The following is a 20,888-nucleotide window of genomic DNA, read 5'->3' as shown; positions in this document are numbered from 1 at the left end:
TAAATAATACTGATGCAAACTATTTTCATTTACTGCTGGTAATATTCGCAATACCCGCACTAAACAGCCACGCTTCAGTGGGATTTGCGAAACGCCGCTGGCGTCACCTGATAAAACACCTTAAAACGCTGGTTGAAATGACTCTGGCTGGAAAACCCGCAACGCAATGCAATCTCCGCCAGACTCAACTGAGAGTGGCGCAATAGCTCACTGGCGCGCTGCAAGCGGCGCTCGGTCACGTATTGATGCGGTGGCTGGCCAAAACTGGCCTTAAACATACGGGCAAAGTGGTATTCACTGAGCTGCGCTTGGCTGGCCAGCTGCGCCAATGTCAGCGGCTGGTCGAGATGGTGCTCGATGTAGTCCAGCATCAAGCGCTGCGTGTAGGGCGCCAAACCGCCTTTGCTGGCTGGCAATGACAGCGCCTTGCCGGTGTGATCACAGTAGTGTTTGAGCAGGTGCACCAGCAGCATGTCGCTGGCACTGGACAGCGCCAGTTGATCTGCACTGTCGCGCCAGTTCAGCGGTAACAGCACTTGCTGGCACAGCTGGTTCAGCCAGCGATCTTCAAAAAAGGTTAAATCCTGCAATGACAGATGGCGCATGTCTTTGTCGTGAATGCGCTCCGCCAGCGCGCGCAACTGGGCATCGGAAAAGTACAGGTGCATAAATTGAATATCGCCACTGACTTCCCACTGCGAGTCCGCTTCGCTGGGCATCAGGCAAATACGCCCCGGTCCGCCGCCGCTTTGGCTGCGCTGTTTGAACAATCGGCGAATACCCTGGCCACCGGCCAGATAACAACTGAGCGTATGATGCCCAGGGCGCTGGTAGTGAGTGAGATCGGTTTCCTGACGCTGCCACACGGCTGCGCTGGTGCCATTGCTCAGCGATACCTGCTGCTGCAACTCAGCGGCGGTTTGCGACAAACAATCAAATACCCGCAGGGAAAATTCAGTATCAGCCACAGGCACACCTCATAGCTCGGCGGTGTATGCTACCGCTCACCGTGCAATCTCAGCAAATATAATCACGGATTGCACAATAAAACCGCCAGAATCTGCAAAAACCGCAAACATCTGCAAGAGCCGCTCAACTCGCTGTGTCACAGTGCCCAGCCGTAACAGAGGAGACGGATGTGAATCTGGGCTTGTATCTCATCACAGTGCTGATCTGGGGCACCACTTGGATCGCCATCAAACTGCAGCTCGGCGAGGTCGCCGTGCAGGCGTCTATTTTATACCGCTTTGCCCTGGCCGGTGTAGTCATGTTTGCGGTGCTGCTACTGCTGCGACGCTTACAGCCGATGAAAGCCGTCGACCACGGTTTTTGTGTGTTGCAGGGCGCGTGCCTGTTCAGCATCAACTTCTTTTGCATATACAACGCCACCCATTACATCAGCAGCGGTTTAATGTCGGTGATCTTTTCCATGGCGACGGTGATGAACATGGTCAACGCCCGCTTATGGTTTGGCCAAACGCCCAGCGTTAAAAACCTGGCCGGTGCCGCCATCGGATTGACCGGAATCGCCACGCTGTTTTGGCCGCACATTCATTTTCAGGACGGCGGCTCCGAGGCCCTGCTCGGCATCGCCCTGGGCATGACCGGTACCTACTTGTTTTCCAGCGGCAATATGATTTCTGTGCGCCACCAAAAAAATGGCCTGCGCCCACCCACCACCAATGCCTGGAGCATGTTTTACGGCGTGTGCTTAATGAGCGCACTGATTGCTGCCATGGACGTACCACTAACCTTCAGCAGCGAGCCTGCCTATGTTTGGGCGCTGGTGTACCTAGCCATTCCTGGCACAGTGATAGGATTTACCGCCTACTTGATGCTGGTCGGTCGCATTGGCGCGGATCGCGCCGCTTATGCCACGGTGATGTTCCCTGTGGTGGCATTGACGGTCTCGACTCTGTATGAAGGCTATCAGTGGAGCTTGCCAGCAGTGTTGGGGGTTTGCTTAGTCATCAGTGGCAACATTCTTATCTTTGCGCGCTGGCCGGTTAGAAGCAGCAGTGCCAATCAGACCGCTTAAAGCCACTTAAGAAAACGGTTCTTTTATCGCAGCCGCTGCCATGTCGTTTGCTATCACGCGACATGGCGTTGCCGCCCTGCCAAGCCCAGTTTTACCGTACCTGCTCGCCCCACAGCAGGTATTTGTCTCACCGGTTTTACTAGGGGTTGGCCGCTTGATACGCGTCTAAAAATGGTTGGTAGTCGGCGTAGTCGGTGTGTTCCTGCACCTTGCCATCGGTTACCGTCAATATGGTGACAAAAGGCATAGCGCGAGTACGGACAACGGCATCATTTTGCAGTGTTAAATCCCAATCCAATGTCCCTTCAAATACCGCCCGGTCTCCGGCAAAAAACGTTCGCTGCGGATGAAACTGCATGTGGGTGATGCTCGCGTAGCCACTGCGAAAGTTCGCCATCATGGCGCTTTTTCCTTGCTGCAATACTTGGCCAAAGACCATGGTGGCCGTTGGGTCACTGAAGGTGGCCGACTCTGCGACAAAGTCCGCCAGCACATCCCAATCACGAGCAATGTACGCCTGCATATAGCGCTCACCCACCACCTGGGTTTCAGCGGATAAATCGCCGTATGACGGCGGCTGAGACAGTGCTAAATGAGACAGGCACAAACCAAACAGAATCAGCATCATGGCTGGCAATAGTGGAAAAGTCATCGTCACCTCGGCTGTTATGACGGTTTATCGTTGCGGTAAATAATAGCGACCCAAATAGTCGATTAGCCTTTCAATGCCAGCAAAAGCACGGCTTGTACTGGCGAGCTATTTTTCGCCACCATACAGGACTAGTACTGCCTGACTCTGATCGACCTCTCAAAAACGCAACTCCGCACCAACCAGCGCACTGCTGCGTCCATCCATGCTGTGCAGCATCAGCGACCAGGGGCCAATACCGGCTTGCACAGCGCCCGCCAAACCGTCGCTGCCCGCGCCCAGTGCCATTCCCAATCGATAACGACTGAACGGCTTGGCCGCCAGTTCGCGGTAGTCACCGGCCAACTCGTCAAACGCCTGCGCTGTTTGTTGATAACGCTGTAACAAGGTTTGCTGCTGTTGCAGTTGGCTTTGGTACGCCTCACTCAGATTTTGATAACGCGCGTTAATGCGCTCAGCATTGGCCACGACTTGCTGATAACGCTGTAACTGTTGCTGAAAATCATCCAACAAGGCCTGTTGCTGTTGCGTGCGCTGGCGCAGCTCTGTGATGGTCTGCTGGTTACGTTGCAACAACCCAGAAATATCAGAGCACAAGGATTGCAGTTGCTGATAACGGTCAGCCGGCATGACAAACCATAACTCGCCATCAAACTCACGTGGCTGAAAATCGGCTTCAGTGACCAGCCACTCACAAGCAAAAATCGGCGTCGACATCACCATCGCCATCAACAGGCAGAAAGTCCATCTCATTCGCTGCTCCCCGCCAACTCACGCCATTGCTGCAGCTGTTGCAATCGCTCCAATAATTGCTGGTTTTCTCGCTGCACGTCGATGGCTTGCTGCTCAGTCTCGGACAACTGCGCTTGAATGCCGGCGCGACGCTCGGATAACTCGCTATCGCCTTCCGCCAACTGCTGCAATTGCTGGCGTAGCTCACTGCTCTGCTGCGCCAATTCACGCGCTTGCTGTGCCAACTGCTGATTTTGCATTTCCATCTGCTGCGCTTGCTGATTAAGTTGCTGCAGCTGTTGTTGCAGTTGCGAGCGGCGCTGGTCTAGCTGTTGCAAACGCTCTCGGGCGCGATGACGCTGCCACCCCAGTAAGGCCAGCCAGCCGATGCCAAACGACACCACGTACCAGCGAGCTTTGCCAGGCAAACGCCCCGCCAGCCACCACAGCAATAAAAAACCGAGCAATAAATCGCCGTATTCAAGCCACCAAACCCAGTCCATCACGCGGCCTCCTTGTTGTTTTTGCGGGCACGATCCAGAGCGCTGATCACCTTATGCAAAGGCCCAGCTCCCAGGCCCAGTACCAAACCGGTCAACACCAACGCAAGGCCATGCGGTAGCAATTGGGCGGAAAAATACGGGCTGGCTTGCTCAGTCGCTGCATTATTGAGCTGATCAATGGCCGCAAACAGATTCAGATCAAACAGCCACGCCAGAATAATCCCGACCACCACCGACAGAACTTTGGTCACCACCTGTAAATACACACGCCGTACCTGGGCGACGGCCACTGCAGTTACGCCATTGGCCTCACGGCTTAAATACCGCTCCAGTGCTCTCTGTATTTCTTGCTGCCATGCAGCGTCTCTCGGCTGTGCCAGCGTTTGCGCAATGCGAGCTGCGCGCCTCTGCCAAAAGCGATACCAGCCAAACCGCACTTCGCCGTATTCAAACAGCGCCATCACTATTTCCGTCAGCCTCTCGATTAAAAAGGCAAAAAATAACGTCGTGGCAATCAACATTAACGCTTGATGACCGTCATCCATGGCGAGCCTCCTGCGACTCAGGTGTCGCTGGTGATGATATTGAGGTTGCTGCTTGTGAGGACTCTGAAGCTGAGGGCTCTGCTGGCCGCGTTAATACCGGCGCTTGTGCGTGATAAAGATAAGGCCGCTGCGCCAGCATTTGTAGCTCAGCCCAGCAGCGTGGTTGCTGCCAAGTCACCAGCCAACGCTGAACTAGCTGGCATAAATCCGCCCAAGGAAAGCGATTGCCAGGGCAAACGGTATTGGCGCCGAGCAACTCCCGGTGCGGCACCAAATCATCAACGCCGATCATCGCCGGATATAACAATATCCAGGCAGCGATCAAACGTGCGCCGGCCTCCAGCTGTGCATCGCTGGGCTGTAACTGACCATAGCGACCGTCATGGTTGGACCAGGCGTCACTGCCATCGCTGTGAAAATTGCCATGAAAAGCAATGCCCAGGGTGCGATCGTTGTGGCCTTTGGCGTGATTGCCGCGTCGATCCCAGCGACAAAACGCGTGCAGCTGACCGTCGGGCATAACAATGGCGTGATAGCCGGTTAGCCAGCCTTTATTGACCAGAAATTCGTCCACCACAGTGTCAAAACTGGACGCCGAATGCATAGCAGTATGATGAACAACAATGCGTTGCGGATCGCCGCTGCGCCGGTGCACTTTATCCAGCGTCAGCGGTTTAACGCCACCTTGATAGTCCAGCAGTGCTGGCATCGCCTCCGCAGCGGGCGAAGCAGTGAGCAGTTCTGTTTGGTCCGCTGGTGGCGGTAGCAACGCCGAGCGAGCCCGTAAAAAGCGAATCAAAATATGCACCGGCTGACTGCCGCCAGCAATAAACACCCCGCTCAGCAAGGTATCCAACCACTGCTGAATGGCGACCCACCAAGCGCCTGTGGCTACTACATCGGCCATCGGCGCAACGCTCACGCCGCGCATCAGCGCGAGTAAATGCAAATCCATCACCGCAGCGATGATAATGCCCAATGCCAATGGCGCCAGTCGCACAAACAAACGCACTTTGGCGCGATTTAAACTGGGCTGTACGTTATCAATCACCGGCACAGACGCGTAACGCTCAAAGTCGTCACTGGCGTTCTGGCTGTCGTTTGAGTGCGGCGATTGCTGCACATCGTGCAACGCTTGCTCAACAGCATCGAGCTCAACCTGCTGCAGGTAGGTTTCGGCTTGCTGTTGATCCAGGCGCTTTTGTACGTGCTTGAGGTATTCCGTCACACGCTCGACCACCAACGCGCCGCCAGCGGCGATGGTGAGGGCATTGATTACGAGTTCCGGGCTGGCCATAACGTCGTCCCTGAGGTTTATGATTTAGCCTATCCCATATTTACCACTCGGCAAGGACACAACTTGCCGCAGCGCCCTATCAGCCTCTATGCTTCGCCGCACATTCATCGCTAACGAGGCTGTTTACATGAGTCGCCATCTAGATATCGCTCCGGGTTTGTATGAAGCCAAAGACGATGCCACCGAGGGGTTTGTGTTTAACCAAACCATGCTGCGCATTAAAGATCCCAGTGCATCATTGGACTTTTACACCCGCGTAATGGGCATGACACTGGTGCGGACGCTGGAATTTCCCGAAATGCGCTTTACCTTGTTCTTTTTGGCCGCCATCGACCGTGAGCAGCTGGACCAGTGGTCCACCGACAGCGCCGAGCGAACGGTGCAAACCTTCAGCCGTCCGGCTATGTTAGAGCTGACCTATAACTGGGGCAGCGAGGATGACGATGCAGTGCAGTACCATAATGGCAACAGCGAGCCGCGTGGTTTTGGCCACATTGGTTTTGCAGTACCGGATTTAACCGCTGCGTGCCAGCGCTTTGATGACCTGCAAGTGACTTTTGCTAAGCGCCCAGAAGATGGAAAAATGAACGATATTGCTTTTATTCAAGACCCGGACGGCTATTGGATCGAAATTTTTGAACCCGCCCGCCTGCCAGCAGGGTTGAAAGATCATCTGGCTCAGTAAAATGACCCTGTTTTTATAATTCAGACACGACAGAGACGGTAGTTCCCTCGCGGTAAAGAATTGCGAGCGGCGATTAAATCGACATTTCTTTGGGTTTAATCGCCGCAAAGGCATTATTTTAGCAGTGGGTTACGAGCAATAGGCTTAGCTCACCACCAAGGCTGCAGACCGTAATTCGCCAGGATTTTTTGCAGCGAGCCATCGGCTTTCATCGCCGGTAATGCGGCATTGGCCATATCGATAAAGCCCTGCGTTTTGTCACTATTGGGAGAACATGCCATGTAAATCGGAAACGCCTCACTAAAAGAACCGGCCATTTGAAGTTGATCTGACACACCCATTTGCTGCGCCTTTGCAGCCAGTACCAATTTGTTCTCCAAGAGCGTATCAATCCGCCCAGCCGTTAACTTTTGGATGTTCTTGTCCAGTGCGCCATCCCCTGTCATAAAGAAGAAGGCTTTGCCTTTGTTCTGTTCAGCAAAGGCGTCGTATTCTTCCCCGTAGGCATAACCACTGATCATCCCCACCTTACGTTGCAATAGCGTTTTCATATCGCCGTTGTAACGCCAATCATCACCTGAACGCACAAAGAAAAAAGCATGATCAACCCCCAAGGTTGTTCGGGAAAGACAAAGTCTGGTGCATCCTCGACATAAGCCCCGACCACGCAGTCAATGCGACCCGCGCGAACTTCACTTAAGGCTCTCTCCCAAGGCATAAGGCGGTAGTCGATGGTAATGCCCTGCGGTTCAAAAATGGCTTTGGCGATCTCGATCATAAACCCTGGTTTATCGGCCTGTGGGTCTCCATTCATTGGATACCAGGTGTCGGAGCGAATACTGAGCGTCTGTGCTGCGGCCACGATTGGCAACAGCAGCATTAGCATCACACTAGAACGTAACATCATAACGATGCCCTCTTTGGCCGATATTCCTTTGCAGACTAGTTGATGTGCTTGCAACGCTGTGTATTGCCCGGCTGACATGCGAATCTGATATGGTAGGCGCCTTTTCATATAACGTTACCTTAGTATCGCCATGCTCAGTTTCTTTGAATCCTTGATTAACCCTTTCCCGCCCAGCCAACCCGATAAGCCACCGAAGGGTTTGCTGGCCTTTTGCCTGCACTACACCCGTGGTCTGCGCAAACCGCTGCTGATCATGTCGCTGCTAACGGCTGCACTGGCCATTCTGGAAGTGTATTTGGTGCACTTCATGGGCAATTTGGTTGACTGGTTGGTCAACCATGATCCCGCCACCTTGTTACATGATGAGCAAACCACGCTGTGGGTTATGGGAGCGTTGTTGTTGATCGGCATGCCAGCGCTGGTTTTCCTGCACGCTGGCCTAGTGCATCAGGCCTTGCTCGGCAATTATCCAATGAAAATACGTTGGCTGGCACATCGCTACCTACTGCGCCAGAGCATGAGTTTTTATCAGGACGATTTTGCCGGTCGTCTGGCCACCAAGGTGATGCAAACCTCGTTAGCAGTGCGCGAAAGTGTGATGAAGCTGCTCGATGTGATGGTCTATGTCGGCGTGTATTTTATCAGCGTGATTGCCATCATTGCCGCCGCCGACCCCAGGCTGGTGTTGCCGCTTTTGGTGTGGCTGGTCGGCTACATTGGCGTGCAGCTGTATTTTATTCCGCGCTTAAAACAGGTAGCGACGGAGCAAGCCGATGCCCGTTCGGTGATGACTGGCCGTATTGTCGACAGCTACACCAACATTCAAACCGTAAAATTATTTGCTCACACCCAGCGCGAAGCCGATTACGCCCAGGACAGCATGCAAGGTTTTATGAACACCGTATATCGGCAAATGCGCCTGGCCACCGGCTTTAATGTCGCGGTCAACGTGCTCAATTATTGGCTGACCTTCAGCATTGCCGGGATGTCGATCTGGCTGTGGAGCGACTCACTGATCAGCGTGGGCGCCATTGCCGTGGCCATCAGTTTGGCGCTGCGCATCAATGGCATGTCGCAGTGGATTATGTGGGAAGTGGGCAACTTATTTGAAAACCTGGGTACCGTCACCGACGGCATGAATACACTCTCCAAGCCGGTCGATATTGAAGACAAAGCACAAGCCCCAGAACTCAGCGTACCCCGCGGTGAGATTGCCCTGCAGCAAGTGGGTTTTCATTACCAAGGCAAAAATCAGCGTCCAAAACAGGTATTCGAGCAGTTGGATCTGACCATCAAAGCCGGTGAAAAAGTCGGCTTAGTTGGCCGATCGGGAGCCGGCAAGTCAACGCTGGTGAATTTATTATTGCGATTTTACGACGTGCAGTCTGGCCAGATTCTGATCGATGGTCAGGATATTCGTGACGTCAGCCAGGAAAGCTTGCGCCAACACATTGGCATGGTGACTCAAGATACCTCGCTGCTGCATCGCAGCATTCGTGACAACATTCTGTACGGTCGTCCAGACGCCAGTGAAGCCGATTTGCAACGCGCCATTGAGCAAGCAGAAGCACAAAGCTTTATTAACGAACTGACCGATCCAGACGGCAACAGCGGCCTAGATGCGCAAGTAGGCGAGCGCGGCGTGAAGCTATCCGGCGGTCAGCGCCAGCGTATTGCCATTGCTCGAGTGCTGTTAAAAGACGCACCCATTTTGATTTTGGATGAAGCCACCTCAGCGTTGGACTCAGAAGTCGAAGCCGCCATCCAAGCCAGCTTGTATCAATTAATGGAAAATAAAACCGTGATTGCCATCGCTCACCGGTTGTCCACCATTGCCGCCATGGATCGTCTGATTGTTATGGACGAAGGTCGCATCGTTGAGCAAGGTACCCATCAGCAACTACTGCAAGCCAATGGTATTTATGCACAGCTTTGGGCGCATCAAACCGGCGGATTTTTAGGAGAAGCATAATGACCATTGAGATTCGCGTCGCCGATTACCAAAACCCAGAACACCAAACCATCATTGGTGAGCTGATGAATCATTACGCCAGCGACCCAATGGGCGGCGGTGAAGCCTTACCTGCAGAGGTCATCAACAATGTGGCCGCCGGGCTGGGCCAGGTAGCCAACGCCTTTACCGTACTGGCCTTCGATAAGGGCCAACCGGTTGGTTTGGTGAACTGTTTGCAGGGATTTTCTACGTTTAAATGCCAGCCATTGCTGAATATTCACGATGTGATTGTCGACAGTCGTTGTCGCGGCAAAGGCGTTTGTCAAGCGATGCTGAGCGAAGTGGAAGCCATCGCCCGCCAGCGCGGTTGCTGCAAAATCACCCTAGAAGTGCTGCAAGGCAACCACGCCGCGCGCAAGGCGTACGCGAGTTTTGGTTTTGGCAATTATGAGTTGGACCCGGCCATGGGCATTGCTGAATTCTGGCAAAAAACCCTATAAATGGACAAGGTTGTGCGCATTTGGCGAGCCTGATGCCACAACCTTTGAGCTCAACCAGCATATTCGACTAAACCGTTTGATATGCACGGCCGGTATGCCCCGCTACAGTTGCTCGCAGAATTATATTTTCAGAGCATTCTCTTGTTTGAGTTTGCTCTCTGGCCTTTGTGCTTGATGTCACTGTGCTGATTTCCACTGCATTACTTCCACTGCTTACCTTCACTCCAGCCAACAGTGCGGCTGCCAACCATCGACAGCAAAGCCGTCAACAATACCACTCGTCAATCGTCGAAATAGCTTCGCAACCGGTGTCGATTAAAGAGACTGATGTACCGTATTTATCCTTTATCGATCTAGGGTTTTTATTCGAGTCGCCCCTATTCTACTCGTCAAAAAAAGTCGACAGCTGCCGCTGTGTGACACATAATCACGCCCAGCGTCACCCACCGCATTGCTCAATTTAAAGTTACTAAAATCTCCGCTATTTCAAGGGCTAAAGGTGACAGCTCTCAGCAATGAGACGTCACTCCACTCATTCGCCAGACCCAAGTCTCATTTTTGAAATGTCTTTTATGACAGCCCTGCTTTTCACTGGCTCCTCTCCATCCGCTGGCGTATTTTCGCGCACTTAACTCCGCTTGAAGATTATGGTTACCAGTGCGTCACTGGCTGCGCGCGGCAACTGGCTACTTGGCCGGTTCTTGTTGTTCGTCATCTTCCACGGAGACCAGAACAAAAAAGGAGCTGAAGATGCAGTGGTTAACCTTGATGATGCTGTCCATTGCCCTGATTGGGTGTGGCGGCGGTGGTTCGGGCGACGGTGGCCGCACCACAACGGACACCCCAGTAACTGACAATGCCGAAACACCGGATACAGAAACGCCAGACAAAAGCACGCCTGGCGATGGTTCTGGTAATGACTCGGGCGATGACAACTCCGGTAATGACAACTCCGGCAATGACAACTCCGGCAATGACAACTCCGGCAATGACAACTCCGGCGATGACAACTCGGGTAATGACAACTCCGGCGATGACAACTCGGGTAATGACAACTCCGGCGATGACAACTCTGGCGATGACAACTCTGGCGATGACAACTCGGGCGATGACAACTCAGGCGATGACAACTCGGGCGATGACAACTCGGGCGATGACAACTCGGGCGATGACAACTCGGGCGATGACAACTCGGGCGATGACAACTCGGGCGATGACAACTCGGGGGATGACAACTCAGAGCAAGTCAGCCAGTTAAGTTACAGCGACGCATTTCAATTTCTAAACCAAGCCACCTTTGGTGCAACACCAAGCTCTGTGGCCGAGCTGCAACGCTTGGGTACCGACGCTTGGTTAAATCAACAAATCGCCGGCCAACCTGATTACATCAGCCCGCATATGGAAACGCTAAAATGGCGCATGTGCCTGTACGAAGTCACCGATCACCCAGGCGACCAAGACCTTGGCACACCGAGTGTGGACAATCCAACCAGGGCCATTCGCGAAACCCCCAAAGACAAACACGCTCGCCACCAAGCCTGGTGGAACGCCATTCTGCGCAGCGACGATCAGTTGCGTCATCGTATGGCGCTGGCGTTGAGTGAAATCCTGGTGGTGTCCGATCGAGGCAACGAAACACTTGATCGACAGCAGACCGGCCTGGCTCACTACTACGACACCCTGCTCAAGCATGCTTTGGGCAATTACCGCGACCTGCTGGAAGATGTCACCTTGCACCCCGCCATGGGTACGTATTTGTCCCATGCTCGCAATGCCAAGGCTGATCCGAGCAAAAATACCCGCCCGGACGAGAACTACGCGCGCGAGGTCATGCAACTGTTTACCATTGGCCTGTACGAGATGAATCTCGACGGCAGCTATAAACGCAGCAATGGCGAGCTGATTCCGACCTATACGCAAACCGACATCGAAGAGCTGGCGCGTGTCTTTACCGGCTGGATTTACGACTTCAGACCCAATGGTTTCCTCAAATGGTGGGTGTCGCGTTACGGTGGCTATCAAGGCCAGGACGTCCGCCTGCCAATGGCTGCCTTTGAGGAAGAACACGACACCGATGCGAAAACGCTATTGGGCGGCAGCGTCAACTTACCGGCCGGCAATACCGCCCAACAAGATTTGGACATGGCGTTGGATGCGCTGTTTCAGCATCCCAATGTGGCGCCGTTTATCAGTCGTCAGCTGATTCAACGCTTGGTTAGCTCCAACCCAAGCCCAGCTTATATTCAGCGCGTAGCCTCTGTGTTTGAAAACAATGGCCAAGGTGAACGCGGTGATTTGGCGGCCGTTGCCAAAGCCATTGTGACCGACCCAGAAGCCATGGCAGCCAGCGACAGCAAACTGACTCAGCCGATGCTGCGTTTGGCACGTTTGTGGCGTATTTTCCCGCTGACCGCGCCCGAGCGTGAAGGCTGGGTGTGGAACGTCTGGCAACCCGACAACCGTGATGTGTATTGCGGCCAACCTGGCTACGAGTATTTTGAGATTCACCCGCGTCTTCGCCTTGCAGGCCTGCAATTCGATATTGGCCAGGCGATTTTGCGTGCATCGTCGGTGTTTAACTTTTATACCCCAGACGATCGCCCAACTGGTCCGGTTAGCGACGCCAAGATGGTGGCGCCAGAGTTTGCATTGATGGGCGCCAATCAGTATCTAGCAATGCAGAACTACTTTGATCGCATGCTGTACTTGACCACAGTGCCGAACGCCGAGCGCCAGCCGCACCGAAGACACCTAGCGTATATGAACATTGAACATATCGTGCAGGTGGCCAACGACACTCGCGCACTGCTGGACAGTATCGATTTGCATTTACTGGGTGGCACCATGTCCACCGAGCTGCGCGGCATTGTTGAAGACTACATCAACAGCCAAAACTACCACGACGACCTGCGCGGACAGCGTTTAAAAACCCAAGACGCACTGTCACTGGTGGTGGCATCGCCTGAATTTATGCTGGAGGGCAAATAATGAAACGCCGTGATTTTATTCAACGCCTGGTGGCGTTATCAGGCACCAGTACATTGTTGGGCGCTGGCACCTCGCTGGCGATGATGGAAAAAGCCTTCGCCGCCAGCAGCACACAATTTAATGACCACAAAAGTTTGGTGTGTGTATTCCTGCACGGCGGTAACGATTGCAGCAATATGATCGTTCCGACCGACAATGCTGGCTATGCCGATTATCAAACCCACCGCAGTGGCATCGCCATTGGTCAGCAATCGCTGCATGCCCTCAACGGCACCGAGTATGGCTTTCATCCAGCGATGGGTAACCTAGCCGCACGTTTTAACAGCGGTCAGCTGGCGGTGGTGAACTCAGTCGGCGCACTGGTCGAGCCTGCCACCAAAACACAAATACAAAACCATCAGGTGGCCTTGCCAGCGAGTTTGTTTGCCCACAACCACCAACAACATTTTTGGCACACCTTAGGCCCGATTGAAGTCACCGGTGATGCCACCGGTTGGGGCGGACGCATGGCGGATTTATTTGCCTCGTCGCAGCCTACAGTGCCCGCCTCGTTATTAGTTGCCGACGGTGCGCCGTGGCTGAACGGCCAAAGCACCTCGCCGTATGCTACCGGTTTGGATGGCATCAATCGCCTGAACTATCAGCACGCCAACAACGACCGCCGCGCAGCCTTGCAACGCTTGCTCAGCAGCGGCGACCAGTCGGTGATGGGGCGCCAGTTGCAACACAGCATCAACCAAACGGTGGGCACCACCGATCAACTGGCCACCGCCTTCAGTCAATCTGCACAGCCAGGCTTTCAAGCCAGCAATGACTTTGAGCGCAAACTGCGCACCGCCGCACAAGGCATCTTGGCGCGCCAGCAACTGGGCGCCAAGCGTCAGCTATTTATGATCACCTTGGGTGGCTTTGATACGCACGGCAATCAGTTGGAAGCACAAAATGGCCTGCTCAGCTTGCTCAATGGCGGCTTAGAAAAGTTCCAGGCAGAAATGGACGCACAAGGGCTGGCCGACAGCGTTACCCTATTTACCGCCAGTGACTTTGGTCGCACCATGACGGTCAACGGCAATGGCACCGACCACGCTTGGGCTAGCCAATGCCTGGTGATGGGCGGAGCGGTTAACGGCGGGCAATTCCATGGTACTATGCACGACACCACGCCCGGTGGCAGTGCAGATGCCACCAAAAGTGGAACCGGTCGCTTTATACCTAATTATTCTGTCGACCAATATGCGGCAACGCTGGCGCAGTGGATGGGTCTGAGCGCCAGCGAATGCCTGGATGTATTCCCGCATTTGGTGAACTTTAATGAAAAAAACCTGGCCTTTATTTAATCGCCTGGTCACGTTGTCCGCCGCTGCCGTGGGGCTAGTCGCCTGCGGTGGCGGCAGCAGCAGTAGCGGCAGTGCCGAGGCAACAGCGCCGAGCCACAGTAGCGAGTCGTTAACCGTGAATACTTACTACGCCGCCAGCGGTGCGGCCACGGTTGATGTTGAGTTTCGCAGCAGCGAAACGGTCAGCTCTGCCGTATTGATGATCGAATCCCTGCCAGCCAGTACGCCGATTATCAGCCAACCTTTGGCTCTCGACTGTGGCCAAGACTGCAGCGCCAACTGGCGTGGCCTGGTGGAAGCCGCCGGTGAGCTGCGCGTGCGCGTCGATTTTCAAAACCAAGACAATCAAGCTTTGAATGTGCTGCAAGACACCCAACTGGAAGTGGGCGAATGTTTGCGCAATAGCACCTTTTACCAGCACCATGTGCAGCCGGAGCTGCAACAGCATTGCATTAGCTGTCACGGTTTGGGCGCGCAAGGCGTTTTCGACCCGCGCTGGGAATGGTCGCAATTCTCCACCTTGATCGATGAGTACGGCGACTTTCTGCACGAGTTTCCGTCGCAAAACATCACCTATACCCAGCTCGGCGAAGTCAAACGCCACCCGCACGAAGCCCTGCCAGAAGATCAGCCTGCCTATCAGGCACTGGTTCATTTGGTGCTGCGCCAGCAAAGCGATTTTGATTGCAACAACGGCTAGCACTGGTCAAAAAACAGCCACACATTGATTGCGACTACTCTGTCAATCTGTATAATCGCCGCTCCCGAATGGACAGCTGTGTAGCGCGATTTCTTCCTATACTCTGCTCCGCCACCACCGTCATGGCGCCGCGCCAATTCCAAGCCACCCAGCTTGGTTGCTGAGCCAACGCCCGCGTGGTCATTCAAATCCGACTTTCATTCATTTGTCAGCCAGTGCTGCTGTAATGCGCTTGAGCCGACTACACAATAGGAACCTTTATGCTTGCACGATTACGCCAGGAGTGGTTCTCCAACGTTCGTGGTGACCTGTTATCCGGTACCGTGGTGGCCCTGGCACTGATTCCAGAAGCCATTGCATTTTCCATCATTGCTGGCGTTGATCCGAAAGTCGGCTTGTATGCATCCTTTTGTATTGCCGTCATTATTGCCTTTGTCGGCGGTCGCCCGGGCATGATTTCTGCCGCCACCGGCGCCATGGCGCTATTGATGGTGACCTTGGTAAAAGAGCATGGTTTGCAATATTTGCTCGCCGCCACCTTGCTCACCGGGGTGCTGCAAATAGGCGCCGGCTATTTAAAGCTCGGCAATTTAATGCGTTTTGTCTCGCGTTCGGTGGTCACCGGTTTTGTCAACGCTCTGGCGATTTTGATCTTTATGGCGCAATTGCCTGAGCTCACCAACGTGACCTGGCACGTGTATGCTATGACGGCAGCCGGTTTGGGCATCATTTACCTGTTTCCCTATGTGCCGAAAATTGGCGGTATGTTGCCATCGCCACTGGTGTGTATTTTGACTCTGACGGCGGTTTCCATGGCACTGGGCTTGGATATTCGCACCGTGAGCGACATGGGTGAATTGCCTGATACCCTGCCCATTTTCTTATGGCCAGAGGTGCCGCTGACGCTGGAAACTCTGTGGATCATCCTGCCTTACTCCATTTCACTGGCGGCGGTTGGCCTGCTGGAGTCGATGATGACGGCCACCATCGTGGACGAACTGACCGACACCGACAGCGATAAAAACCAAGAGTGTAAGGGCCAAGGCATTGCCAATATTGGCGCTGGCCTAATGGGCGGCATGGCGGGCTGCGCCATGATCGGCCAATCGATTATTAACGTGAAATCCGGCGGCCGCGGTCGCTTGTCTGCCTTTACCGCCGGTTTATTGCTGCTGATTATGGTGGTGTTTTTGTCCGACTGGGTCGGTCAGATTCCTATGGCGGCATTGGTGGCGGTGATGATCATGGTGTCCATTGGTACCTTCTCTTGGGAGTCGGTGCGTAATCTGAAAGAACACCCGCTGTCGACCAACATCGTGATGCTGGCAACGGTGTCTGTGGTGGTGGCCACCCACAACCTAGCACTGGGCGTATTTACCGGCGTTTTGCTGGCAGCGCTGTTTTTCGCCAACAAAATTGGTCGCTTTATGGTGGTTAAAAGCGAGCAGCCAAGCAGCGATGAGCGCCACTACGCCGTGATTGGCCAGGTCTTTTTCGCCTCCTCTGAAGCTTTTATGAAATCCTTTGATTTCCGCGAAGCAGCCAGTAAAGTCACTATTGATTTGACGCAAGCGCATTTCTGGGACATTACGGCAGTATCAGCACTGGATAAAGTGGTCATCAAATTCCGCCGTGAAGGCGCGGAGGTGGAGCTGGTTGGCATGAATGAAGCCACCTCCACCATTGTTGATCGCTTTGGTGTTCACAACGACCCCGCCGAGGTCGAAAAACTCATGGGCGGCCACTAACGGCAGCAACGGCCAGCCAAACATCTTGTTTGGTTGGCCGGTTTCACACAGACCACTGCCTGGCGCCCGATAAGGAGAATCGCATGAATCATATTGTTGCCTGCATCGACGGCTCCAGCGTCTCACCTCAGGTTTGCCAGGCCGCCGCTTGGGTGAGCCAACGCCTGCAGGCACCGCTGCGTTTACTGCATGTGCTAGAGCGCGACAGCAGCCATCAGGACAACCTCTCCGGCAGTATTGGCCTAGGCGCCCGTGAGCACTTGCTGCGCCAGCTAACCGAACTGGATGAACAGCGGGCCCGCCTGGCACTGGAACACGGCAAACACATCCTGGAAGACGCGCATACGTTGGCCAAACAGCATGGCGCGGACACCATCGAAACACTGCAGCGCCACGGCACCGTGGTAGAAACGCTGTTAGAGCAGCAAGAAGACACTCGAGTACTGGTGATGGGCCGCCAAGGCGAAGCCCACGCGAGCCTCGACCATGCCCTTGGGTCGCACTTGGAGGCAGTAGTGCGTGGCTGTGAGCGCCCGTTGTTGGTTACCGTTGGCGATTTCAGTGCACCGAAACGCTTTATGGTCGCCTTTGATGGCAGCGATACTGCACAAAAAGCACTGGACGCCTATTCACAAAGCCCGCTGCTACAAGGCCTGCCCTGCCACTTGGTGATGGTCGGCCACGATGACGACGCACACCAGCAATTATTAGACAAGGCCGCAGCACAGCTGCAAAGCCATGGCTTTGAGGTCACGGTTGCGAAGTTACAAGGCGAGGTTCAGCCGGCATTGTCTCAATACCAGCAAGATCACAACATCGACTTAATGGTGATGGGAGCGTATGGCCACTCCCGTATTCGCCAGTTTTTTGTCGGCAGCCATACGCGCAAAATGGTCAGCCAGAGTGATGTGCCACTATTGTTATTGCGTTAGTTGTTATTGCGTTAGTTCTTAGCCCCTTCAGGCAGAACCAAACCGCCCAGTGTTTGCAGCAATGGGCGGTTTTTTTTAGTTTTGTTAAATGGTAATGCAGCAGCGCTAGGACTCTTTTACCCAGACAGCAGAAAACAGCCGCCACTTACCCAGCACGGGGCTTGAAACAATAGACCTCTGCGGGTATGGCGAAGAGATAAAGCGCAACAAACCTCTCATCACTTGCCATGGAGACAGAAATGAAAATTATTCGGGCGAAAGAATTTGTAGCCGAGCGTGCTTGGGGTGCTCTCGATATCGCCAATATGAATGGCATCACTACCCGCCTTCACTGGACCGATAAACCTTACCAATGGCACACCAATGATGGCGAAGAAGTGTTCGTCGTCTTGGATGGCATTGTCGAAATGTTCTATCGCCAAGATGGTGTAGAGTTATCCACAATACTGGAAGCCGGTGACATATTCTTTGCCTCAATAGGCACAGAACATGTGGCACACCCGAAAGTTGCTTCGAGAATTCTGGTGGTTGAAAAAGAGGGCAGCGTATAACGAACAATCAGCTGATCGTGGTTATATACCATTTCAAGCTGGATCACCAGATTACGTCGGGGAATTGGAATATTCCAGCAGCGCAGGACGAGGCTGTGACTACAATTACGTTGATAAACTATCAGAAGACAGAAAATCATTTATTGACAGCGAAAACAGATCACTTCTTTTAAACATGCAGAAAGTAGATCTGGAAGGCCGACACCCCAACTGCGGCAGCTCATGGGATGGAAAATACATGAATCACTTCTTTGGCTTCGACAAAGAGATATACTTTGAGCACAGAACCCGAGGCAGCAGGGGTGTATTTAAAATCAAAAATAGCAAAATCCATGAGATCTGTAGCGTAAAGAAGAGCCATGATACGATTGTGAAAAGTGTCGGCACTCCTAGCAAGTAAAGCCCAAAAAAACGACTTCACCACATTCATACATCAAGAGAGAAGCATGATCAAGTGCATCATATTCGACTGCGACGGAACATTGGTAGACAGCGAGTACCTCTGCAACCTCGCCTTGGAAATCAAGCTCAGAGAATATGGCATTGACGCATCAGCCGAAGAGATGATGAAGCAGTTCCGTGGAGGAAAGTTAGCCAACATCCTCGAGATACTTGAATCAGATCATCAAATAGAACTCAGAGACGATTTTATTCCTTCCTACAGATCGCTCGTCGACGAATTATTCGAGCAGCAGCTACAGCCCTGTAAAGGAGTTCAGGAGATGCTGCGCGAAATTGAATTACCCAAATGCGTAGCTTCAAGCGGCCCCCTAGAAGCTGTTTCACAACTTCTTTAGCACGATCATCATGCAGGCGGCGTGAAAGAAGGCTCGATACATTGAGAGCTTTCTTTCCCATCGAACCACTAATCGCCGATAATTTCCAAGCCAAGCAAAAGTGCGCTCTACTTTCCAGCGACGGTCGTACCTTCTCAGCTTTCTACCATCTTGCAGCGGCGCTTTTCTCCTGTTTCGACGATGTGGACAAATGAGATCAACGCCCCGTTTCTTTAACGCCATTCGCAGAGGATCAGAGTCTGCCGCTTTATCGTAAATCAAACGCTTCACCTTGCTCTTGCCATAGGAAACATTTAACAAAGCCTCAATCAGATTGACCTCCGCCGGTGACGCTGAGCCAAGTGTCAGCCCGATTGGAATGCCTTCGCCATCGACGACTATCATCCACTTCGACCCCTTACCACGCTTGGTTTTTCCAACACCGAGGCCCCTTTTTTTGCGGGTGCAAAACTACCATCAGAAAACGATTCTTCCCAATTTAACCGCGACTGTTGATCTAGAATGCGAAGAAACTTACGCCAGGCTTTGAGCCATGCACCTTGCTCTTCCCAGTACTGAAGGCGGCGCCAGCAGGTACTCGGTGAAGGATAGCGCTCGGGTAGATCACGCCAGCGCGCACCTGAACGTAAGACCCATAAAATGCCCTCGAAACAGGCTCGATTGCTGATAGGTTTGGGACCCCCTTTGCCACGAGGCAGGCTGGGTAAACAAGGCTCAATGTGTGCCCACTGTTGGTCGGTCAGTTCTGAGGTTGAACGTTTCATGGTGGAGGAGTTGAAGCTGATAGTTTTGATTATTATATCGGACTGAAGGTTATGAAACAGCTTCTACACAAAATTGATCGGGCCTTATCCACCACAGGGTTGTCGAATCACTTTAACGGCAATATTTTCAGCTCTTATGTTATAGGCTCATGGAAACCTGACCCGGGTATATTCCTTCATGCAGCGCAGAAAATGGGCTTTAAGCCTCATGAATGCGCTGTAGTAGAGGATAGCCATGTTGGTATTGCAGCAGCGAAATCGGCAGGCATGTTGTCAGTGCTGTACGATCCAGATGGGATACATGAGTCAATCGAGAGTGCACGTAAGATTCGTCATATGAGGCAGCTAAAGAGTGCCATCATTTAACAAATCTTGGCACAATCTGATTTTCCCACATGCCCAGCCACTGTTCCTTAAAACAGATTCATCATAGTGCCACAACAGTAGATATGGTTTTTCATATCAGAGGTAGAACTCTATGCCAGTCATCATTCTTAATGGTGCGTCCAGCTCAGGAAAATCTTCCATCGCAAAACAGCTTCAGGCGTTACTGCCCGAATATTACCTACACCTAGGCATCGACACCTTTATCGCCATGATGCCTGAAAAAAGTAATCAGTTAACGGTGGCCGACCAAAAGGCAGATGGCTTTTATTTCAGAACAGTGCAGCAAGATGGCGATGCTCTACAGCGCATTGACAGTGGAAGTTACGGCAAGCAAATTAACCAGGCCTATCACGAAAGCGTTCAGCAGTTAGCGCACAATGGCCTCAATGTTATTGTTGATGACATCATGAACGGTAAAGTTGAGCAAGATATCTGGCAGAGGGTTTTGTCAAACATCGAAACACTGTTTGTCGGTATTCATTGTGAGACCTCAACATTGGTGCAGCGAGAACGTCAACGCCAAGACAGAGTGCCTGGGTCTGCACGTGAACAAGCTGGACGTGTTCATTTAGGTGTGGAGTATGACCTTGAAATATCCACGACAACGTCTTCACCCCAGCAGTGTGCCAAGCTGATTGCGCAGTTTCTCAAGCAACAGTCCCAGCACAAGGCTTGATACTTTTAGTATGGAATAATCCATGAATTTAGCCCCCTGGATCACCCGGCGAAAAGCCATCACCGTCTTTCAAACCCAGCTTAAGCGCAAGCTCTCTGACGACTGGGGAAATAAATCAAAATACAGTGCTAGGGCCTGTTAACACTATTTAGCTCTTTGCTGCTGGCAGTTAGTTTTTTCTTGAGTAAGGCATGAGGC

At 52.9% G+C, this 20,888-nt stretch carries 22 protein-coding genes and 1 pseudogene; 13 read left to right on the top strand and 10 right to left on the bottom strand.

The features are described from left to right. Nucleotides 1–74: 74 nt before the first annotated feature. A complete protein-coding gene (locus CHH28_RS10825; protein WP_094060325.1) occupies nt 75–968 on the bottom strand; it encodes an AraC family transcriptional regulator in 894 nt (297 codons plus the stop codon). Between the two features lie 170 nt (nt 969–1,138). Here CHH28_RS10825 and CHH28_RS10820 point away from each other — a divergent pair, with 170 nt between their 5' ends. After that, on the top strand, nt 1,139–2,038 hold the full coding sequence (locus CHH28_RS10820) for a DMT family transporter (RefSeq protein WP_094060324.1): 900 nt from the start codon (nt 1,139–1,141) through the stop codon (nt 2,036–2,038). Between the two features lie 139 nt (nt 2,039–2,177). Here the strand turns inward: CHH28_RS10820 and CHH28_RS10815 are convergent, their stop codons facing one another. The 5 genes from CHH28_RS10815 to CHH28_RS10795 form a co-directional block, all read right to left on the bottom strand. Next, nucleotides 2,178–2,690 (bottom strand): nuclear transport factor 2 family protein, encoded by a 513-nt coding sequence (locus tag CHH28_RS10815; protein ID WP_094060323.1) that lies wholly within the window; start codon nt 2,688–2,690, stop codon nt 2,178–2,180. Nucleotides 2,691–2,846: 156 nt separating this feature from the next. Beyond that, nucleotides 2,847–3,440 carry a hypothetical protein gene (locus CHH28_RS10810; protein WP_157729879.1) on the bottom strand — a complete coding sequence of 198 codons (594 nt, stop codon included), beginning with the start codon at nt 3,438–3,440 and terminating at the stop codon, nt 2,847–2,849. Next, nucleotides 3,437–3,925, bottom strand: coding sequence for a hypothetical protein (locus CHH28_RS10805; RefSeq protein ID WP_157729878.1), 489 nt, complete (start codon nt 3,923–3,925; stop codon nt 3,437–3,439). Before CHH28_RS10805 ends, CHH28_RS10810 begins: the two co-directional genes overlap by 4 nt. Then, nucleotides 3,922–4,467 carry a hypothetical protein gene (locus tag CHH28_RS10800; RefSeq protein ID WP_094060320.1) on the bottom strand — a complete coding sequence of 182 codons (546 nt, stop codon included), beginning with the start codon at nt 4,465–4,467 and terminating at the stop codon, nt 3,922–3,924. The genes CHH28_RS10805 and CHH28_RS10800 overlap by 4 nt, the downstream gene beginning before the upstream one ends. After that, nucleotides 4,460–5,764, bottom strand: coding sequence for an N-acetylmuramoyl-L-alanine amidase (locus CHH28_RS10795; protein WP_094060319.1), 1,305 nt, complete (start codon nt 5,762–5,764; stop codon nt 4,460–4,462). The genes CHH28_RS10800 and CHH28_RS10795 overlap by 8 nt, the downstream gene beginning before the upstream one ends. Nucleotides 5,765–5,891: 127 nt before the next feature. Here CHH28_RS10795 and gloA point away from each other — a divergent pair, with 127 nt between their 5' ends. Then, a complete protein-coding gene (gloA, locus tag CHH28_RS10790; protein ID WP_094062054.1) occupies nt 5,892–6,449 on the top strand; it encodes a lactoylglutathione lyase in 558 nt (185 codons plus the stop codon). 149 nt (nt 6,450–6,598) lie between these two features. Here the strand turns inward: gloA and CHH28_RS20400 are convergent, their stop codons facing one another. Together CHH28_RS20400 and CHH28_RS20395 are read right to left on the bottom strand one after the other, a co-directional pair. Next, complete coding sequence (locus CHH28_RS20400; RefSeq protein WP_094060318.1) at nt 6,599–7,000, bottom strand: substrate-binding periplasmic protein; 402 nt, start codon at nt 6,998–7,000, stop codon at nt 6,599–6,601. Beyond that, nucleotides 6,997–7,356 (bottom strand): transporter substrate-binding domain-containing protein, encoded by a 360-nt coding sequence (locus CHH28_RS20395; protein WP_157729877.1) that lies wholly within the window; start codon nt 7,354–7,356, stop codon nt 6,997–6,999. The genes CHH28_RS20400 and CHH28_RS20395 overlap by 4 nt, the downstream gene beginning before the upstream one ends. 130 nt (nt 7,357–7,486) lie before the next feature. Between CHH28_RS20395 and CHH28_RS10775 the strand changes: the two genes are divergently transcribed. From CHH28_RS10775 to CHH28_RS10730, 9 genes are all read left to right on the top strand, one after another. After that, nucleotides 7,487–9,328: an ABC transporter ATP-binding protein gene (locus tag CHH28_RS10775; protein ID WP_094060316.1), complete on the top strand. Its 1,842-nt coding sequence runs from the start codon at nt 7,487–7,489 to the stop codon at nt 9,326–9,328. Then, complete coding sequence (locus CHH28_RS10770; RefSeq protein ID WP_094060315.1) at nt 9,328–9,810, top strand: GNAT family N-acetyltransferase; 483 nt, start codon at nt 9,328–9,330, stop codon at nt 9,808–9,810. Before CHH28_RS10775 ends, CHH28_RS10770 begins: the two co-directional genes overlap by 1 nt. 750 nt (nt 9,811–10,560) lie before the next feature. Continuing rightward, the gene (locus tag CHH28_RS10765) at nt 10,561–12,798 is read left to right on the top strand and encodes a DUF1800 domain-containing protein (RefSeq protein ID WP_094060314.1); all 2,238 of its coding nucleotides are present in this window, start codon (nt 10,561–10,563) and stop codon (nt 12,796–12,798) included. Further along, nucleotides 12,798–14,135 carry a DUF1501 domain-containing protein gene (locus CHH28_RS10760; protein ID WP_094060313.1) on the top strand — a complete coding sequence of 446 codons (1,338 nt, stop codon included), beginning with the start codon at nt 12,798–12,800 and terminating at the stop codon, nt 14,133–14,135. Before CHH28_RS10765 ends, CHH28_RS10760 begins: the two co-directional genes overlap by 1 nt. Then, the gene (locus CHH28_RS10755) at nt 14,110–14,835 is read left to right on the top strand and encodes a hypothetical protein (protein WP_094060312.1); all 726 of its coding nucleotides are present in this window, start codon (nt 14,110–14,112) and stop codon (nt 14,833–14,835) included. Before CHH28_RS10760 ends, CHH28_RS10755 begins: the two co-directional genes overlap by 26 nt. Before the next feature lie 260 nt (nt 14,836–15,095). After that, on the top strand, nt 15,096–16,583 hold the full coding sequence (locus CHH28_RS10745; RefSeq protein WP_094060310.1) for a SulP family inorganic anion transporter: 1,488 nt from the start codon (nt 15,096–15,098) through the stop codon (nt 16,581–16,583). An 83-nt stretch (nt 16,584–16,666) separates the two neighbouring features. After that, nucleotides 16,667–17,515 carry a universal stress protein gene (locus CHH28_RS10740; protein WP_094060309.1) on the top strand — a complete coding sequence of 283 codons (849 nt, stop codon included), beginning with the start codon at nt 16,667–16,669 and terminating at the stop codon, nt 17,513–17,515. 239 nt (nt 17,516–17,754) lie between these two features. Further along, on the top strand, nt 17,755–18,066 hold the full coding sequence (locus CHH28_RS10735) for a cupin (protein ID WP_094060308.1): 312 nt from the start codon (nt 17,755–17,757) through the stop codon (nt 18,064–18,066). 446 nt (nt 18,067–18,512) lie between these two features. Next, entirely contained in the window at nt 18,513–18,863 is a 351-nt protein-coding gene (locus CHH28_RS10730) for an HAD hydrolase-like protein (RefSeq protein WP_094060307.1), read from the top strand. On the opposite strand, the pseudogene CHH28_RS10725 reads toward CHH28_RS10730, so the two are convergent. Together CHH28_RS10725 and CHH28_RS20640 are read right to left on the bottom strand one after the other, a co-directional pair. Then, a pseudogene (locus CHH28_RS10725) lies at nt 18,849–19,277 on the bottom strand (IS5 family transposase); the annotation flags it as partial. The gene CHH28_RS10730 and the pseudogene CHH28_RS10725 overlap by 15 nt on opposite strands. Then, complete coding sequence (locus CHH28_RS20640; protein ID WP_094060306.1) at nt 19,244–19,627, bottom strand: transposase; 384 nt, start codon at nt 19,625–19,627, stop codon at nt 19,244–19,246. The gene CHH28_RS20640 and the pseudogene CHH28_RS10725, both read right to left, overlap by 34 nt. 51 nt (nt 19,628–19,678) lie before the next feature. Between CHH28_RS20640 and CHH28_RS10715 the strand changes: the two genes are divergently transcribed. Both CHH28_RS10715 and CHH28_RS10710 read left to right on the top strand, forming a co-directional pair. Then, nucleotides 19,679–19,993 (top strand): HAD-IA family hydrolase, encoded by a 315-nt coding sequence (locus tag CHH28_RS10715; RefSeq protein WP_094060305.1) that lies wholly within the window; start codon nt 19,679–19,681, stop codon nt 19,991–19,993. A gap of 112 nt (nt 19,994–20,105) precedes the next feature. Further along, on the top strand, nt 20,106–20,690 hold the full coding sequence (locus tag CHH28_RS10710; protein ID WP_094060304.1) for a chloramphenicol phosphotransferase CPT family protein: 585 nt from the start codon (nt 20,106–20,108) through the stop codon (nt 20,688–20,690). Nucleotides 20,691–20,888 lie beyond the last annotated feature (198 nt).

The sequence above is a fragment of the Bacterioplanes sanyensis genome (assembly GCF_002237535.1).
Classification (GTDB): Bacteria; Pseudomonadota; Gammaproteobacteria; order Pseudomonadales; family Oceanobacteraceae; genus Bacterioplanes; species Bacterioplanes sanyensis_A.
This window is presented reverse-complemented; position numbering and strand designations above follow the sequence as displayed.

Coding starts and splice junctions, on each gene's coding strand:
- CHH28_RS10770 (WP_094060315.1), top strand. CDS start 9,328: ATGACCATTGAGATTCGCGTCGCCGATTACCAAAACCCAGAACACCAA.
- CHH28_RS10760 (WP_094060313.1), top strand. CDS start 12,798: ATGAAACGCCGTGATTTTATTCAACGCCTGGTGGCGTTATCAGGCACC.
- CHH28_RS10765 (WP_094060314.1), top strand. CDS start 10,561: ATGCAGTGGTTAACCTTGATGATGCTGTCCATTGCCCTGATTGGGTGT.
- CHH28_RS20395 (WP_157729877.1), bottom strand. CDS start 7,356: ATGATGTTACGTTCTAGTGTGATGCTAATGCTGCTGTTGCCAATCGTG.
- CHH28_RS10795 (WP_094060319.1), bottom strand. CDS start 5,764: ATGGCCAGCCCGGAACTCGTAATCAATGCCCTCACCATCGCCGCTGGC.
- CHH28_RS10755 (WP_094060312.1), top strand. CDS start 14,110: ATGAAAAAAACCTGGCCTTTATTTAATCGCCTGGTCACGTTGTCCGCC.
- CHH28_RS10730 (WP_094060307.1), top strand. CDS start 18,513: ATGATCAAGTGCATCATATTCGACTGCGACGGAACATTGGTAGACAGC.
- CHH28_RS10710 (WP_094060304.1), top strand. CDS start 20,106: ATGCCAGTCATCATTCTTAATGGTGCGTCCAGCTCAGGAAAATCTTCC.
- CHH28_RS20400 (WP_094060318.1), bottom strand. CDS start 7,000: ATGAAAACGCTATTGCAACGTAAGGTGGGGATGATCAGTGGTTATGCC.
- gloA (WP_094062054.1), top strand. CDS start 5,892: ATGAGTCGCCATCTAGATATCGCTCCGGGTTTGTATGAAGCCAAAGAC.
- CHH28_RS10735 (WP_094060308.1), top strand. CDS start 17,755: ATGAAAATTATTCGGGCGAAAGAATTTGTAGCCGAGCGTGCTTGGGGT.
- CHH28_RS10810 (WP_157729879.1), bottom strand. CDS start 3,440: ATGAGATGGACTTTCTGCCTGTTGATGGCGATGGTGATGTCGACGCCG.
- CHH28_RS10775 (WP_094060316.1), top strand. CDS start 7,487: ATGCTCAGTTTCTTTGAATCCTTGATTAACCCTTTCCCGCCCAGCCAA.
- CHH28_RS10815 (WP_094060323.1), bottom strand. CDS start 2,690: ATGACTTTTCCACTATTGCCAGCCATGATGCTGATTCTGTTTGGTTTG.
- CHH28_RS10800 (WP_094060320.1), bottom strand. CDS start 4,467: ATGGATGACGGTCATCAAGCGTTAATGTTGATTGCCACGACGTTATTT.
- CHH28_RS10740 (WP_094060309.1), top strand. CDS start 16,667: ATGAATCATATTGTTGCCTGCATCGACGGCTCCAGCGTCTCACCTCAG.
- CHH28_RS20640 (WP_094060306.1), bottom strand. CDS start 19,627: ATGAAACGTTCAACCTCAGAACTGACCGACCAACAGTGGGCACACATT.
- CHH28_RS10715 (WP_094060305.1), top strand. CDS start 19,679: ATGAAACAGCTTCTACACAAAATTGATCGGGCCTTATCCACCACAGGG.
- CHH28_RS10745 (WP_094060310.1), top strand. CDS start 15,096: ATGCTTGCACGATTACGCCAGGAGTGGTTCTCCAACGTTCGTGGTGAC.